This window comes from Sphingobacterium sp. G1-14 (assembly GCF_002196555.1).
GTDB classification, from domain to species: domain Bacteria; phylum Bacteroidota; class Bacteroidia; order Sphingobacteriales; family Sphingobacteriaceae; genus Sphingobacterium; species Sphingobacterium siyangense.
Window position 1 is genome coordinate 171,260 of record NZ_CP021381.1, and the last position, 16,271, is coordinate 187,530.

The 16,271-nt window shown below is 39.5% G+C and carries 16 protein-coding genes; 13 read left to right on the forward strand and 3 right to left on the reverse strand.

Going from position 1 to position 16,271, the window contains the following annotated elements; translation table 11 throughout:
* Nucleotides 1-45: 45 nt before the first annotated feature.
* The 7 genes from CBM24_RS00775 to CBM24_RS00805 are packed head-to-tail and all read left to right on the forward strand — an operon-like array spanning nt 46 to nt 7,739.
* Nucleotides 46-792, forward strand: coding sequence for a glycosyltransferase family 2 protein (locus CBM24_RS00775; protein WP_088159855.1), 747 nt, complete (start codon nt 46-48; stop codon nt 790-792).
* Nucleotides 793-812: 20 nt separating this feature from the next.
* Entirely contained in the window at nt 813-1,715 is a 903-nt protein-coding gene (locus CBM24_RS00780; protein ID WP_088159856.1) for an NAD-dependent epimerase/dehydratase family protein, read from the forward strand.
* Nucleotides 1,716-1,744: 29 nt separating this feature from the next.
* A complete protein-coding gene (locus CBM24_RS00785) occupies nt 1,745-3,481 on the forward strand; it encodes a phospho-sugar mutase (RefSeq protein ID WP_088159857.1) in 1,737 nt (578 codons plus the stop codon).
* Between the two features lie 14 nt (nt 3,482-3,495).
* A complete protein-coding gene (locus CBM24_RS00790; protein ID WP_088159858.1) occupies nt 3,496-4,350 on the forward strand; it encodes an aldose 1-epimerase family protein in 855 nt (284 codons plus the stop codon).
* A gap of 12 nt (nt 4,351-4,362) precedes the next feature.
* Complete coding sequence (locus tag CBM24_RS00795) at nt 4,363-6,300, forward strand: polysaccharide biosynthesis protein (RefSeq protein WP_232475652.1); 1,938 nt, start codon at nt 4,363-4,365, stop codon at nt 6,298-6,300.
* Between the two features lie 31 nt (nt 6,301-6,331).
* Nucleotides 6,332-7,291 carry an MraY family glycosyltransferase gene (locus CBM24_RS00800; protein WP_088159859.1) on the forward strand — a complete coding sequence of 320 codons (960 nt, stop codon included), beginning with the start codon at nt 6,332-6,334 and terminating at the stop codon, nt 7,289-7,291.
* A 4-nt stretch (nt 7,292-7,295) separates the two neighbouring features.
* Nucleotides 7,296-7,739 (forward strand): hypothetical protein, encoded by a 444-nt coding sequence (locus tag CBM24_RS00805; protein WP_088159860.1) that lies wholly within the window; start codon nt 7,296-7,298, stop codon nt 7,737-7,739.
* Here CBM24_RS00805 and CBM24_RS00810 read toward each other — a convergent pair.
* Complete coding sequence (locus CBM24_RS00810; RefSeq protein WP_088159861.1) at nt 7,711-8,373, reverse strand: nucleotidyltransferase family protein; 663 nt, start codon at nt 8,371-8,373, stop codon at nt 7,711-7,713. The genes CBM24_RS00805 and CBM24_RS00810 overlap by 29 nt on opposite strands.
* 341 nt (nt 8,374-8,714) lie before the next feature.
* Here CBM24_RS00810 and CBM24_RS00815 point away from each other — a divergent pair, with 341 nt between their 5' ends.
* Genes CBM24_RS00815 through CBM24_RS00825 form a run of 3 tightly spaced genes read left to right on the forward strand, consistent with a single transcriptional unit; the run spans nt 8,715 to nt 11,959 of the window.
* Nucleotides 8,715-9,947: a tyrosine-type recombinase/integrase gene (locus CBM24_RS00815; protein WP_070568339.1), complete on the forward strand. Its 1,233-nt coding sequence runs from the start codon at nt 8,715-8,717 to the stop codon at nt 9,945-9,947.
* Nucleotides 9,940-10,944 carry a tyrosine-type recombinase/integrase gene (locus CBM24_RS00820; protein WP_070568342.1) on the forward strand — a complete coding sequence of 335 codons (1,005 nt, stop codon included), beginning with the start codon at nt 9,940-9,942 and terminating at the stop codon, nt 10,942-10,944. The genes CBM24_RS00815 and CBM24_RS00820 overlap by 8 nt, the downstream gene beginning before the upstream one ends.
* Entirely contained in the window at nt 10,931-11,959 is a 1,029-nt protein-coding gene (locus CBM24_RS00825; RefSeq protein WP_088159862.1) for a tyrosine-type recombinase/integrase, read from the forward strand. Before CBM24_RS00820 ends, CBM24_RS00825 begins: the two co-directional genes overlap by 14 nt.
* Nucleotides 11,960-12,029: 70 nt before the next feature.
* On the opposite strand, the gene CBM24_RS00830 is transcribed toward CBM24_RS00825, so the two are convergent.
* Nucleotides 12,030-12,416, reverse strand: coding sequence for an ATP-binding protein (locus tag CBM24_RS00830; RefSeq protein ID WP_262508008.1), 387 nt, complete (start codon nt 12,414-12,416; stop codon nt 12,030-12,032).
* Nucleotides 12,417-12,594: 178 nt separating this feature from the next.
* Between CBM24_RS00830 and CBM24_RS00835 the strand changes: the two genes are divergently transcribed.
* From CBM24_RS00835 to CBM24_RS00845, 3 genes are read left to right on the forward strand one after another with little or no spacing between them, the layout of a single operon-like run.
* Nucleotides 12,595-13,836 (forward strand): tyrosine-type recombinase/integrase, encoded by a 1,242-nt coding sequence (locus CBM24_RS00835; RefSeq protein WP_088159863.1) that lies wholly within the window; start codon nt 12,595-12,597, stop codon nt 13,834-13,836.
* An 8-nt stretch (nt 13,837-13,844) separates the two neighbouring features.
* Nucleotides 13,845-14,837, forward strand: a complete 993-nt coding sequence (locus CBM24_RS00840; RefSeq protein ID WP_088159864.1) for a tyrosine-type recombinase/integrase — start codon at nt 13,845-13,847, stop codon at nt 14,835-14,837.
* Nucleotides 14,824-15,840, forward strand: coding sequence for a site-specific integrase (locus tag CBM24_RS00845; protein WP_088163413.1), 1,017 nt, complete (start codon nt 14,824-14,826; stop codon nt 15,838-15,840). Before CBM24_RS00840 ends, CBM24_RS00845 begins: the two co-directional genes overlap by 14 nt.
* A 75-nt stretch (nt 15,841-15,915) precedes the next feature.
* Here CBM24_RS00845 and CBM24_RS00850 read toward each other — a convergent pair whose 3' ends face one another.
* Nucleotides 15,916-16,269: an ATP-binding protein gene (locus CBM24_RS00850; RefSeq protein ID WP_232475653.1), complete on the reverse strand. Its 354-nt coding sequence runs from the start codon at nt 16,267-16,269 to the stop codon at nt 15,916-15,918.
* Nucleotides 16,270-16,271 lie beyond the last annotated feature (2 nt).

Sequence of the window (16,271 nt, forward strand, 5' to 3'; positions counted from 1 at the left end):
AACTAATTTTAAGTAACCTAGTATAGCTTTTAGTAATAATAACAAATGAAAATTTCCATTATAACAGTTTGTTGGAACTCCGCAGCTACAATTGAAAAGACCATAAAATCAGTCGAAGCTCAAGACTACCCCGACTTAGAGTATATTATTGTAGACGGTCAATCTAAGGATAGCACCTTAGAAATTATCAAACGGTATCCGCAGGTGGTTACAAAATGGGTTTCAGAACCTGATAAGGGGCTTTATGATGCCATGAACAAAGGTATTCGTATGGCTACTGGCGACTATATAGGAATTGTTAATGCCGACGATACTTTTTCTGATGCTGATACTATATCTAATATTGCTAATTTTCTTAAAATCCATAATGTGGATGCCAGTGTTGGAGATATTGTACAGCATCGTGAAGATGGTCAAATAATCAGACGCTATTCTGCCCAAAATTGGAATCCCGAAAAATTGAAAATAGGCTTCATGCCAGCGCATCCCGCTATTTTTTTTAGAAAAGAGCTGTTCGAAAAATTGGGTTACTATTCTCTAGATTTCAAAATAGGCGCAGACTATGAATTGATTACCAGATATTTTCTCAAACAGCAAATATCCTGGAAATTTTCAGGTATAACCACACATAAGATGCTTATTGGTGGTGTAAGTTCGTCAGGTTTTAGTTCTTACAAAAAGGTTAGCGAAGAAATTATAAAAGCTCTTCGAATGAATAATGTTCCTTTCCAAGCCTGGCGCATTAAGTCTCGTATTGTATGGAAAGTATTCGGATTCCTAAAAAGAAAATAATACTGTTTTAATAGAAAAATATGGATATCATTATTACAGGTGCTTCTGGTTTTGTGGGACAAAATCTTGCTGATTATTTGGCTACCAAAGGAAATAGTATTAAAAAACTTTCCCTTAGAAATTCTGATTGGGAAACAGCGTTGTTGGATGCGGCCGCAATTGTCCATTTGGCGGGAAAGGCACATGATACCTCAAATACATCTGCCGATGAAGAGTATTTTACAGTAAATTGCGACTTGACAATCAAATTATTTGATCTTTTTATGAAATCAGAAATAAAAGATTTCTTTTATTTCTCCTCTGTGAAAGCAGTTGCAGATACTGTGTTGGATGTGCTTACGGAAGAAACCGAGGCTAAACCTCTGACCCCTTATGGAAAATCTAAGCAGAAAGCAGAACAATATTTATTGAGTAAATCGTTGCCTGCTGGGAAAAGACTATTTATTATCCGTCCTTGTATGATACACGGACCGGGTAATAAGGGGAATTTAAACCTGCTGTATAAGGTTGTCGAAAAGGGTGCGCCTTGGCCTTTGGCATCTTTTCCAAATGAACGCTCTTTCTTGAGTATAGATAATCTTTCTTTTCTTGTTCAGACGATGCTTGAAAAGGAGGAACTTTCATCCGGTATCTATAATTTTGCTGATGATGAGTCTCTGTCGACAAATGATCTGGTTATGTTGATTTCAGAAACATTAAATAAGAAACCCAAATTATGGCACATATCGGCATCCTTAATTAAGTCTCTCGTAAAAGTTGGGGATGTGCTTCCCTTGCCTTTGAACTCCGAACGCTTGAAGAAACTGACAGAATCCTATATCGTTTCAAATACAAAAATAAAGAGAGCCCTTGGCATTTCTAACCTACCGATAAGTACGAAAGAAGGACTTGCATTGACTATTAAATCATTTCAGAATAAATAGCCTTGTAACCCAATATATTTATATATTTTATGAAATCCCTAAATAAAGACATACAAAAGAAAATCGAAGATTGGTTAACCCCAAGTTATGATGAAGGAACGCGAAAAGCAGTTCAGGATTTAATCGACAATAATGAGGAGACGGAACTTACGGATTCTTTTTACAAGGATCTTGAATTTGGAACCGGAGGTTTAAGAGGCATTATGGGCGTTGGCTCCAATCGCATGAATAAGTATACGATCGGCAAAGCAACTCAAGGATTAGTCAACTATCTAAAGAAACAGTTCCCAGATCAGGAGATTAAAGTAGCGGTATCGTATGACAGCCGCAACAATTCGCAGGCTTTTGGCCAGCTAGTTGCCAACGTGTTTGCAGCCAACGGCATCAAGGTACATCTGTTCACGGCACTGCGCCCGACCCCAATGCTGTCGTTCGCCATCCGCCATTTCGGCTGTCAAAGTGGTGTTATGCTAACGGCTTCACACAACCCAAAGGAATACAATGGTTATAAGGCTTATTGGAATGATGGATGCCAGCTGACGGCCCCACATGATAAAAATGTAATCGATGAAGTAAACGCAATCAATGCTGTTAACGACATTAAATTTGAAGGGCACACACACAATATCATTCCCGTCGGCGATGAAATTGATCAGCTCTATATTGACGCCAATAAAAAATTAAGTATTCATCCGGAAGCTGTATTGGTACAAAAGGATTTAAAGATCGTTTTCTCTCCGATACATGGTACCGGAATTACTATTGTCCCTAAAATGCTGGAGGCCTGGGGATTTGAAAATGTGTCGGTCGTTGCTGAACAAGCCACACCTGATGGCAACTTTCCAACGGTAATCTATCCAAACCCCGAAGAGGAAGATGCGATGGCCTTAGCAAAGAAAAAAGGAGAAGAAATTGATGCTGATCTTGTATTAGCAACAGACCCTGATGCCGATCGTGTAGGGATTGCCGTAAAAAATAATAAGGGCGAGTTTCAGCTACTTAATGGTAATCAGATTGGCAGCTTATTGATATATTATGTTTTAAGCGCAAAAAGTGAATTGAAACAGCTAGGGGCAAATCCTTATATTGTAAAGACTATCGTAACAACCAATCTAGAGTCCGAAATTGCAAAATATTTTGGGGTACCTTGTTATGAAACCCTTACAGGCTTCAAATATATCGGTGAATTGATTACCAATTTAGGTGATTCAGCACAATATCTTGTGGGCGGAGAAGAAAGTTACGGTTTCTTAGTCGGCGATTTAGTTCGTGACAAGGACGCTCCAAACTCTTGTGCTTTCCTAGCCGAAATGACCGCCTATTTCAAAACAAAAGGAAAAACAGTTTACGAAGTTTTATTAGATATCTACAAAGAATTCGGGTGCTACCAGGAAAAACTTATTTCTTTGACAAAAAAAGGAAAGGCAGGAGCCGAAGAAATCCAGACCATGATGGCCGGCTTACGTCATAATCTACCGAACACCCTCGGTGGAATAAAAATCCGGGAGATACGAGATTATCAGCTTTCACAGACAACAGATATGAGTACCGGGGAGCGAAAAGCGATCTCTCTGCCTAAATCCGATGTTTTACAATTTATAACAGTCGACGGCGATGTGATTTCTGCTCGACCTTCAGGGACGGAACCCAAGATTAAATTCTACTGTTCAGTCAAAGAAAACTTACGGGATACCTCCGATTACCTCGATCTGCAAAATGTTCTGGAAGCGAAGATAGATCGTATGATGAAAGATATTGTAGGCTAACAATTAGAGTCGTGATGCACACTATTGAGAATGATTTTCTAAGCGTTGGTTTATTCCAGAAAGGGGCAGAATTACGGTCTGTGGTTGACAAACATAATAAGTATGAATGGATGTGGCAGGCTGATGAACGATTTTGGGCTAAGTCTAGCCCAATTCTTTTCCCGATCGTAGGGGCATTGAAAGAAGGTCGGTTTATTCATGCTGGTCAAACCTACCATCTGCCTAGGCATGGCTTCGCACGGGATATTGACTTTGATATTGTAGAAACTACAGCGACAAGGATAGTTTTTGCCCTTAATGCTAATGATAATACAGAACACTGCTTTCCCTTTCATTTTTCTTTAAAATTGACCTATGAGTTGAAGGAAAATATGTTGGAAGTCAGCTATTGTGTTTGTAATCTTGGTCAAGATCTACTCTATTTTTCCTTAGGTGCTCATCCCGCCTTTAATTTCTCTTATAATCAAGCTGACAATAGCACCGCATATTTGGAGTTTCCAGCAGACGATATCTTAGAACGCTATCATCTGCATGATAACCTATTGTCGACCAGCTTTGATTGTATTGAATTGAAAAACCATCAATTATTTCCTGATAGGGATACTTTTAAGGAAGATGCATGGATATTAAAAAATCTAAATTCAAATGCGGTTATTATAAGATCTAATAACAGACAACTGAGATTTGCGTATGAAGGTTTTTCCTATTTTGGCATATGGTCGGTGCCCGAAAGCTCTTTTATATGTTTGGAACCTTGGCAAGGGCTACCCGATCATGTTAACCATAATTTGCTGTTTTCAGAAAAAGAGGGAATAGTCAAATTAAACGGAAATAGCGATTGGCATGCAAAGTGGAGTATAACGATTTAATACTAAATTAGAATGGAAATTAGTGCTATGGGAAATGATAATTCAGATGGTCTAAAAGGTTTTCTACGTAAAGATGGCCCTCGCTGGTTTGTGTTTTTAGCCGATCTCTTTATCGTATGGTTCAACTTTGTATTGAGCTATATATTGGTCATGAAACATCGGGGTTCAATTTCGTGGTTTGTTTTGTTATTGGAATCGGTTGTCATATCTTTAATTTATGTGCTTGTCTTTTTGATATTTAAGCCTTATAAAAGTATTGTTAGGCGTACAGGATTGCGAGATTTAAAATTAATAGGGAATTGTATTGCCTTCGCATTTTTTATTGGAATTTTGTTGTCTTATTTATGGGAAGTTATAGTCTCTGATCCCGTTGAAAGCCGTTACTATATTTCACAGACTCAATTACTTTTTCATGCGCTTTTAACGGGTATTTCTATGGCGTCTGTACGTTTGCTTTATAAAACTGCATATCATAACTTTTTTTGGAATAACCGGCAGAATGCGATCCCAGTTATCTTGTTCGGCGCAGGAAATATGGGGCACAACACCTATAATTTATTACAATTAGGTTCCCGAAATAGGTATAAAGTGGTGGCCATAATTGACGATAATCCGAAGAGAATAGGCCGTTATATCCAAGGTATTCGGATTCAGTCGCTTGAAAATCTCAATTTAGATTTATTAAAACAAGTAGGAGGGGCTCAAGAGCTTGTAATTGCTATTGACAACTCTTCACCAGAGCGCTTAAAGAGCATTTCTTCCAAGGCAGAGCTTTTACCTATTAAAATTAAGATTATTCCAAACTCTGCTGCGTTGTTGGAAGGTAATGTAGCTACCCGGCAAATTCGTACCCTAAAAATAGCTGATTTGCTCGGGCGAAAACCAATTGAGCTCGACAATCCTATTATTAAGGAATCTTTAACGGATAGGGTTGTATTGGTTACAGGTGGAGCAGGTTCAATAGGAGCCGAGCTCGTAAGACAGATTGCACATATACCTTGCAAATTGATCGTGCTCGATCAGGCGGAATCTGCATTGTATGATATTCAACAGGAATTACGCGATAATCCTCGTTATGATACCTTTATTTTTATGGTCGGTGATGTGCGGGATAAAACCTTTATGGAAAGTGTTTTTATGACTTATAGGCCGCAGCGTATTTTTCATGCGGCCGCTTACAAGCATGTGCCTTTGATGGAAGCAAATCCCTATGAAGCAATATGGACTAATATTTTTGGGTCTTATAATCTTGCTTTATTGGCCGATAAATATGAAGTCGAAAAATTTGTTATGGTGTCGACAGATAAGGCAGTCAATCCTACCAACGTAATGGGGGCAACAAAGCGTGTGGCTGAAATAGCTGTTACAGCCGTAAATCAATTTTCCAAAACTAGTTTTATAGTAACTCGTTTTGGAAATGTGCTCGGTTCCAACGGATCTGTTATTCCACTATTTGAGAAGCAGATTGATAAAGGAGGGCCGATCACCATTACCCATCCCGATATAACACGCTATTTTATGACGATTCCCGAAGCATGCCAATTGGTACAAGAGGCCGGTGTGATGGGAAATGGCGGTGAAATATATGTATTTGATATGGGTGAATCTGTTAAGATAATGGATCTTGCTAAACAGATGATCCGATTGAAGGGACTGTCTTATCCCGAAGACATAGATATCAATATTGTTGGATTGCGACCTGGTGAAAAGATTTATGAAGAGCTTTTGGCGAGTAACGAAAATACAGAGAAGACACATCATGAAAAGATTATGATAGCGAAAGTGAATAACGAAGATGTTGGGAAAAAGCGGGTATTAATTGAAGAGCTTTGTCAGCTGGTACAAAATGGCCATCCTCATGGGGATAAAATGAAGATGGTAGGTCTGATCAAAGAGATTGTTCCGGAGTTTAAATCGCAGAACTCAATCTTTGAAACATTAGATCATTAACCTTAATATTAAATCAACGAAAAATATCACAATGAGCTATATTTTTATATTAATTGCCCTGTTTGTTTTAGAACTTCTTTATTTTAAAGTTGCTAATCATTTTAATATCATTGACAAACCAAATGAGCGCTCCTCCCATACAGCAATCACACTTCGTGGTGGCGGTGTTATATTTTATTTTGCAGCACTTATTTACTTCTTCCTATCTGATTTTCAATACCCTTATTTTTTTCTGGGCCTTACGTTAATGACCGTGGTCTCTTTTTTGGATGATATTTATACGCTTTCAAACAAGATTCGCTTGTTAATTCATTTCTCTTCGGTGTTATTGATGACATATCAGTTGCAACTATTCAGTATGCCGTGGTATTATTTACTGATCACATTTGTTGTTGTTGTCGGTGTAATCAATGCGTACAATTTTATGGATGGTATCAACGGTATTACTGCATGTTATAGTTTGGCTGTTGGAATCTTGTTGCTTTTGGTCAATTTTAAATTGAATTTTATAGCGCAGGATTTGTTGATATATACCTTGATGGGGGTGCTGGTATTTGCTTTTTTTAATTTCCGACAAAAGGCGAAATGTTTTGCTGGGGATGTCGGCTCTGTGAGCATAGCATTCATTCTGCTGTTCTCGTTGGGGGCACTTATTATTCATACCGGTAACTTAATCTATATATTATTTTTGGCTGTATATGGAATGGATGCTGTTTGGACTATAATTCGTCGCGTGTCTCTTCGTGAAAATATCTTTGAAGCCCATCGTTCACATTTGTATCAATATCTAGGAAATGAAGCCGGTGTAAATAAACTCTGGATATCTTTTTCGTATGGATTGCTTCAGATTGTTGTTGGCTTGATGGTGATATGGGTAGCATCGGAAAGTGTAAATAGCCAGATCTTTTTCGCTATTGGACTTTTGATTTTTTTGAGTACATGCTATCTGGGATTGAAGCGTTATATTATCAACAAATTTGTAAAAAAATAGAAAAATGGCTGAAGTGAAAACTATTCAGGGAGGAGTGGCGCAGGATTATAGGGGACAGATTCGGTTTGTTAATGAGTTCGATATGACCCTAGTTAGGCGTTTCTATATTATTAAAAATAATGATATTGAATTAATTCGTGGCTGGCGTGCACATCGGATTGAACAACGGTGGTTCTATGTACTTTCAGGTACTTTTTCGTTGAGCCTTGTCAAAATAGATACTTGGGAAAATCCAGCGCAAGATTTGCCGATAGAGCACCATATCCTTTATGCTGCAGATATGAGAATAATAAATGTTCCTGCAGGTTATGGGACGGCCTTTCGGGCATTGGAAGAAGGAAGTGAATTATTGGTATATGCCGATTATCCCCTAGCGCATGCAACTGTTGACGATTATACTTGGCCTGCAGATTACTTTATCAATCACGGTCTATCCCGATCACTTTAGAATACAACTGTTCCAATGGATAAAAAAATACTTCCATAGGGGCATATTTATAATAACGTCTAAAGTTGGTCCATAGCCGATTCGCACCGTCGGGATGCATGGAAAGGGAAGATGTTTTTCCTCCTTCAAACCGTTCATCTTGATAGCCAAAATTGCCGGCGTACCATATCTCGTCGACGATCCAATTGATCTCAATATCTTTAGGATAAGGAAACGGTATATCTGTTATTGGAAGGCCGATAAGCTCGACCAAAATACGATGCAGGGCGTGTGCCCATTGGAGGATGCCTAAATCCCGATAGATCTTTTTCAGGGCATCGGGGTCGATTTGCGAAGAGAGTGTATGGTAGAGGCGTGCAGAATCACAGAATTGTCGTAGTCCGATCCCCAGTGCAATAAGATGTTTTAGAATATGAACATTGACTTGCAGTAATTGCAATTCTGGTGAAAGAATACGCACAGATTGATCTTCAACTTTTAAATATTGATATTGATCTGCATAACGTTCCTGCAAATTTTTGATGTAGCCCGTTTTGAATGGATTACGGATATCGAATAGTTTTTTATGATGTTCAATGTCAATGTTCTGATATCTGTAGTTGAGACTAAAGCCGGCAGTATCTTCAATGGATATGTGCTTTTATTTTTACTGAGAATTTAGAAAAGGTCATTATTGGGTATTTCGGAGTAATGATGCCAGTGATTTCGGTCAAACCGTGCCACTTAAAAGATCATACAATTATATAAAAAAGCTATGATTATTCCTTTTTCAATATTCCTTTTCTTAGCGATTCACCTTTATTATGGAAAGCTTTCCATAATAAAGGCTATGACAACAATATGGATATGTAAAGTCCATTATCAGATCTCTTCTCAAAATTCATTTATAGCCAATTATTAATACGACTACACATAATTGCTTTCCATAACGTTAGTGTTGCATATTACAATATATCAACATAAATAGTAAAAGTTATGGAAATTCAAAATCTTATTGAACGTACTAACCAACTTTTAAAAGAGGCCAGATATTCAGGCAGTCGTATCTACACCTATAATTGGTTGTGGAAGAAAGGCATCCTTGTTTATATGCACTCAAGAGGCTTGGTTGACTACGACGAAAACGTCGGCAACGAATATATGCTGACGTGCCGTGATGGTTTCAACGTTACATTCCATCATCGCGACCTTATTAAAAGTATTGAAGTGTTGACCCATGTTTTGTTGGATAGCAATCTGGGAGGGAGAAGACAGCATGTGGTACAACATCCCTTACGGGGTGACATCGGCGCCGCCGCTATTCAGTATCTTGAATACTTGAAATCCCTGGGCTTAAATGAGAAGAAGACACTTCAGCGTTACAGAAAAACAATGAGCAACTTTATAGAATATCTACTCGAACTGGGAATAGACAATCGTTCGGGAATAACCGAAGAAGATATAGTGAGGTATGTTGAGAGTCGCGAATATCAACAGAAGGAGTATATTGATACTACGCGCCGCTTTCTATTATTTCTCTTCCGCGAAAATATAATTGCAAAGGACTATTCCTATATGCTAAAATCACTTGGTAAAAAAATCAAGCGTGTAAAGGCCCCTTCGTTCTATGCTCCAGATGAAGTACAGAAGATAGAGACATCGATTTCCCGTTCAAGCAATATTGGAAAACGCAACTATGCTATGCTATTATTATGCTCCCGTCTAGGGCTGCGCGTCTCGGATATAGCCAATTTGAGTTTTAGCGACATAAATTGGGAAACCAATAAAATAACGCTTGTGCAATATAAGACCGGAAATCCATTGACACTTCCACTTTTACCTATAGTTGGTAATGCCATTATCGACTATGTTCGGTATGCACGCCCAAAATCCATGTCAGACAAAGTGTTTTTAAGTTGTCGTCCTCCATATGGGGCACTTAATGGAGGAGCGGTTCATGGAGCCATCTTAATTGTTTTTAAGTCTTCTGGAATCGAATTCGGGAACAGGCATCATGGAGGGCATGCATTGAGATTCAGTCTGGCGCAAAGAATGCTGGACAAATCCACGCCAATCTCAATTATATCGGAAACACTGGGTCACTCCGAAGCAGATACAACAAGAACCTATGTCCGGATAGACCTGTCACATATGCTGGGATGCGTACTAGATGTTCCGGAATCCAGCGATTGCTTTTATACGCAGAGAGGAGGGTGGTTCTATGACTGATCCATTTGACTATCGGGGAGTATTGGCTCCTTATATGAAAGCCCTGATCCGGATCAAAGAATCCTGTGGGTCCACCGTGCTATCAACCAAATGGACTTACAAAGAGTTTGACGAGTTCACCATAATATATGGTTTATCAAATCCAGTTATCACGAAAGATCTGATAGGTGCCTGGGCAAAGTCCAGGGAAAATGATTGTAGTAGAACATTCTATGGAAAATGCTCCCGTCTGGCCCAACTGGCGAAATACATGAATGAGCACGGGGTTAAATCATATATCATGCCTTTGCCAAAATGTACGAACGATCGTGGTTTTGTACCCTATATCTTCACTGAAGAGCAGATGCTGGCCATATTCCGGGAATCTGACGGGCTTCAGCGAGGAAGCCATCGAAAAGATGACCCAATTATATCCCTACCCTGTCTTTTTCGACTTTTATATAGTACAGGCCTAAGAATCACAGAAGCAACCTCGCTGCGAAACAAGGATGTGGATCCCGACAGGAATGTATTAAGGGTTGGCACTTGGGGCAATACTAAAAATGGAGAAGAACGCCTGGTTCCCATATGCAGCTCTTTAAAGGAGGCCCTTCTGAAATATTTACATTACAGGAGCATGCTCCCCGTAAAAGGCGTTACTGATAGCGAACGTCCATTCTTCATTAAATTGAATGGTACAGCCGTGTCTTCCGCCAACGCATACAACTGGTTCAAAAAGGTATATACGAAATGTGGAATTGCATATAAAGGTGAATGCTTTGGTCCTCGGGTGCATGATATAAGACACACCATGGCAACGCATTCTCTTGCAAAAATGATAAGAAAAGGGCTTGATGTGTACACTGCCCTTCCATTACTGGCTGCTTGTCTGGGACACAAGTCTCTTACATCCACCGAAGAATATGTGAGACTCACCTGCAACGAATATCCCGAACTATTGGAAATGTGTATTTCCCTCAATGAATTTATATATCCCCAAAAAGATGGCAACGAATAACATAGCAAAATATATCACAGGTTTCCTTGGTGTGTATCTTCCGCACGAGCGAAACGTCAGCCCCAATACCATATCCGCGTACCGCGATGGTTTTGTCTCCTTTTTTTCCTTCTTGAGGGATGAGAAACAGATAAAGATTGAAAATGCGATTTTGTCAGATATTAATAGGGATAATGTGGTTGAATATCTACGATGGCTGATTGAGCGGCAGGGAAACAGTATTGCGACGCGCAATAATAGATTGGCAGCGATACATTCCTTTGTAGCATATCTTCAGTATGATAGCATCGAATACCTGGATCAGTGGCAAAAAGTCCTGAAGATTGGAAATCTGAAAAAAGCACATCCTACCCCGGTATACTTTACAAAAGAAGGAATAAAGCTTCTACTTGAACAACCGGATAGTGCATCTTATCAAGGGCTGAGACACCTTACGGTCCTTGCTTTGATGTATGATACAGGTTGTCGGGTACAGGAACTGGCTGACCTGACGGTAGTGTCAATGCGAATACAGTATCAGCCATACTCGATCAAGGTATATGGAAAAGGAAGAAAAGTGAGAATAGTACCGCTTTCTGAGCATGTCGTCGTAATACTCAAGAAGTATATGGAAAGGTACAATGTTGACTACGAGATTGATATAAAAAGACCGATCTTTTGTAATAGCGCGGGGAATAAACTCACCAGAGCCGGTATAACTTATATCTTAAAGAAATATGCAGATATGGCCCGTATATACGATTCTAATCTTATTCCCGAGGTTACCAGTTGCCATCAGTTAAGGCATAGTCGCGCAATCCACCTGTTGCAATCTGGTGTAAATCTGGTTTGGATAAGGGATCTTTTGGGGCATACCTCGGTCCAGACCACAGAGATATATGCAAGGGCCGACTCAAAACAGAAAAGAGAGGCTATAGAACAGGCATCGGAATGCCTTACACCTAACCAGGTTACTGGAGAATGGATCGATAACAGTAACTTGATAACTTGGCTGAAAGGGCTGGGTAAGAAATAACGATTATGTAAAGTCCAAATGTAAAGCCGTAACGCAATGCTCTGTGAATCAATGTACCTTTCAATGGACTTTACATATCCATATTGTTGTCATAGCCTTTTAGGTCTATCCGATGTGAGGAGTTTACAATCCGGTCCAAGATCGCATCCGCAATAGTGCCCTCTCCGCCGATGACCTCGTACCAGGCCGATACAGGTATTTGGGATGATATTATGGTTGATCTTTTACCATGTCGGTCATCAATAATATCCATCAGTGTTTCCCGATCTTGGCTATCAAAAGCCTGTAAGCCAAAGTCATCAAGTATCAGCAGTTCCGTTTTCGTTAGTTTTTCCAGTTCTTTAAGGTATGTTCCGTCAACTTTGCTCAATTTCAGCCTTTTGATCAGTCTGGCAGTTACTGTATATGAGGTTTTTACCCCTGTAATACATGCCTGATGTCCGAGAGCCTGTGACAGGTAGCTTTTTCCGCACTAATGTAAACTTTTACATTACTGTGGAAATGTAAACCATATGATAATGTAAAGTAATTTGCTAATGTATAACCAGAACCTTTAAACGGTATGGGATTGTCTAAAGTTTACTTTACATTACATTTCTCATCATCATGATGTTATTGTCTGTAAACAATATATCATGAATACAAAAAAACAAACAGTGGATGATTTGATGAACGACTTCTTTAATTACATGAGAAGCATCTATCGCACAGAAGGAAGCCTAAAGCGTTATAAGCGCATATGGCAAAGAATAAAAGATTTCATGTCTGCTCAAAAGCTTAAATACTACAATCCAGCAGTAGAACAGGCGTACTTAAAACATGAACTTGGAGATTACGATTATTATCAGCTTGATAGGAAAAAAAGGGATCTAATAAATATAACTGAGGCCCTCGGAGAGTTTCAGAAAACAGGCCGGCTGTTTATGGGGGCAAGAAAACATCGCCCTAAAGAGTTTCGTGGATCAGCTGCAGCAAGCATCAAAGCCTTCATTAATTATAAGCAGGTTGTGTTAGGCTTATCAGAAAACACTATTGGATCTTATATTTTCCATCTTTATGCATTTTGCAACTATATACATAGAAATAAGATCAATCTAAAAGCGATAAAAGCTTCAGAAGTCTTGCTTTATGTAGAGCAAATGAATGCCAATAAACCGGCAAACAGGTATGTGTCACTGAATATCCTGCGGAACTATTTCAAACATCTGTACGAGAATAATACGTTGTCCTTGGATTACTCCAGAATTATTCCCAAGGACAATTATAAGCAGCAGCCTAAGTTGCCATCCACATTTACAGATCAGGAGATAGCAGCCCTGTTAAAATCAGTAGATCGTGGTAATCCAAAGGGGAAACGGGATTACGCCATGTTGCTATTAGCAATTAGGTTAGGTCTTAGAGCTTCAGATATATGTGAACTGACCTTTGATAATATCATTTGGGAACAAAACATCATCCAGATCATTCAGTACAAAACAGGAAAAGCATTAGAGCTTCCGCTCTTGGCGGAGGTTGGCAACGCCATCGTAGATTACCTTAGATATGGCCGTCCCGTTACCAAGGATAATCATTGTTTTATTCACGTACAGGCTCCTTATGAAAGAATCCATTCCACAGATATGGGCAATATGGTTCGAAAATATATGACGCTATCTAAAATAAACTATTCTAACCGGAGGCATGGCCCCCATTCCCTACGTCATAGCTTCGCCAGCGCCCTTCTGAGAGAAAAATTACCGTTGCCAATCATATCAGAAGCCTTGGGGCACAGTTCTATGGAATCAACTATGCTGTATTTGCGTATTGACAAGGACTCCCTAAAAAAATGTGCAATTGAAGTTCCCCTAGTTCCAGTGTCGTTTTATAAACAGAAGTGAGGTAAGCTATGAACAGAATCTATTATAGCCTGTATGGGCCCTACATTGTGAAATTTATAGCTTTAAAAAACAGCCTTGGCTACAAATATAAAGACGGAGGAAATGCACTAAGGTTGCTGGATAACTTGGCGTTGAGAGAGGATGTCACTGAAGTTCCTATCACAAAAGAACTTACTAGTAAATATGCTGAAATAAGACCTAATGAATCAGAAAAGACCCGGTATAACAGAATGCAGATATTAAGGCAGTTTGCCCAATTCCTATGTGATTTAGGGCTGAGATCTTATATCCCCAGGCTTCCAAAACTAAGCCGTACGTTCATTCCCTACATCTTTTCACAGGATGAAATTCAAGCCATCTTTGCCGTTTGCGACGGGCTTTCACCATCCTGCCGTAACCGTAATTCCGGAGTATTCCAGATCCCTTTTTTGATAAGACTACTTTATGGTACAGGAATAAGGATCAACGAGGCTCTTTACTTGTCATACAATGATATAAACCTTGCTGAGAAATACCTTGTACTAAGAAAAACCAAAAATGGAAAAGACAGGATGGTACCAATGTCAGACTCCCTAAATGATGTATGCAAAGACTATCTAACCTACCGATCCCTGTTTACTGGAGCTGATAAAACAGAGAGAATATTCATGCTGCCCGATGGGACCCCATTGAATCAGTATACTTCTTATAAATGGTTCAGAAAGATTATCTGGTGGGCAGGCATATCTCACGGAGGAAGAGGAAAAGGCCCTAGACTACATGATCTGCGTCATACTTTCAGCGTTCACTCCCTAGCAACAATGGCAAGAGAGGGACTTGATCTGTATCACTCTATGCCTCTATTATCGACCTATCTTGGGCACCAATCTCTTGAAGCGACAGATGGTTACGTACGTTTAACTGCTGAAATGTATCCATACCTCATCAAAAAATCAACCGACTTATCCGCCAGTGTATTCCCTTTGCTTCACCTAAACCAAGATGATCATGAAACCGACTGACTTTTCCCGACATCTGACTAACTTTCTTTCACGCTATCTTCCGGGAGAACGTGGAATGAGTAACCATACGATATCATCCTACAGGTTTACCTTTATTCTGTTTATCTCATTTATTGAGCAGGTAAAAAAAATACGTGTTTCCAAATTGGTATTGAGCGATATTACTAAAGAAATAGTTGTAGAGTTCCTTGATTGGCTGCAGTCAGAAAGAAAATCCTCCGCTGCTACCCGAAATGTGCGGCTGGCCGCATTACATTCCTTCTTCAGTTTTATGCAATACCAGCAGCCAGATCACATGGCAGAATGGCAACGTATCCTCTCCATAAAAGTTAAGAAGATCGCAAAAAATGCTGTCAGTTATCTTTCTGTAGAGGGTCTTAAGCTCCTATTGGAACAACCTGACACCTCTAGTCGTAAAGGAAGAAGGGATCTTTCCATGCTGGCCTTGATGTATGATTGCGCTGCCCGGGTACAGGAGATAATTGATGCGGAACCATCCTTTATCCGATTAGATAAACCCTTTACAATGAAGATTACTGGTAAGGGAAACAAGGCCAGGGTAATTCCTTTGATGGATGAGGCGATTGTTCATATAAAAAGATATATGGATGAAAACCACTTACTGGAACCGCAAATGCGCACATCCCCCTTGTTCTGTAACAGTCGCAGAGAAAAACTGACTAGGGCAGGAATCAACTGCATACTGAAAAAGTACGCCTGCATGGCCAGGAACAAGAATCCAGGACTTATACCAGAAAAGATAAGCTGCCATTCATTAAGACATTCTAAGGCGATGCATCTTTTGCAGTCTGGAGTACATCTCGTTTATATAAGAGACTTCCTGGGACATGAATCCGTTCAAACTACGGAAATATATGCCCGTGCCGATTCACAACAAAAAAGAGAAGCTATAGAAAAAGCGTATGTAGATGTGGTTTCCAAGGAAATACCTGAGTGGGTTGAAAATAATGACCTTTTGGAGTGGCTGAAGGCCTTTAGATAAAGGCTAATATAATGTAAAGTGGATTGAATGATAAAAGCTTAACATAAGGATACTAAGTATAAAAAACTTTCTGCTTTACATTATCATATGGTTTACATTTCCTGTGCCAGAAGCACCACAGATAATAATGTATTCTTTTCGGAGCATAAAGTCCAGTGTACCCAGACGCGCAAACATATTTTTGTCCAGATTTCTTTCACTGGCGTAGTTTATATCACCTATACTGGCATTATGCCTAAAGTTTGCCTGCTTGAGCAAACGCTCTATCTTTTTATTTTCCCGGTCTTCCCACTGATGGTCAGTAAGTAACGCGAGGTATTCGTCGCAGGTCATACCTTCGAGCCTGTTTTCCTTAACGTACTGCTGATGTAACTGTGCCATAGCTCCTAAACGCATGTCGCGTAGTTTTTCAACTGTCTGATTGTTCATTT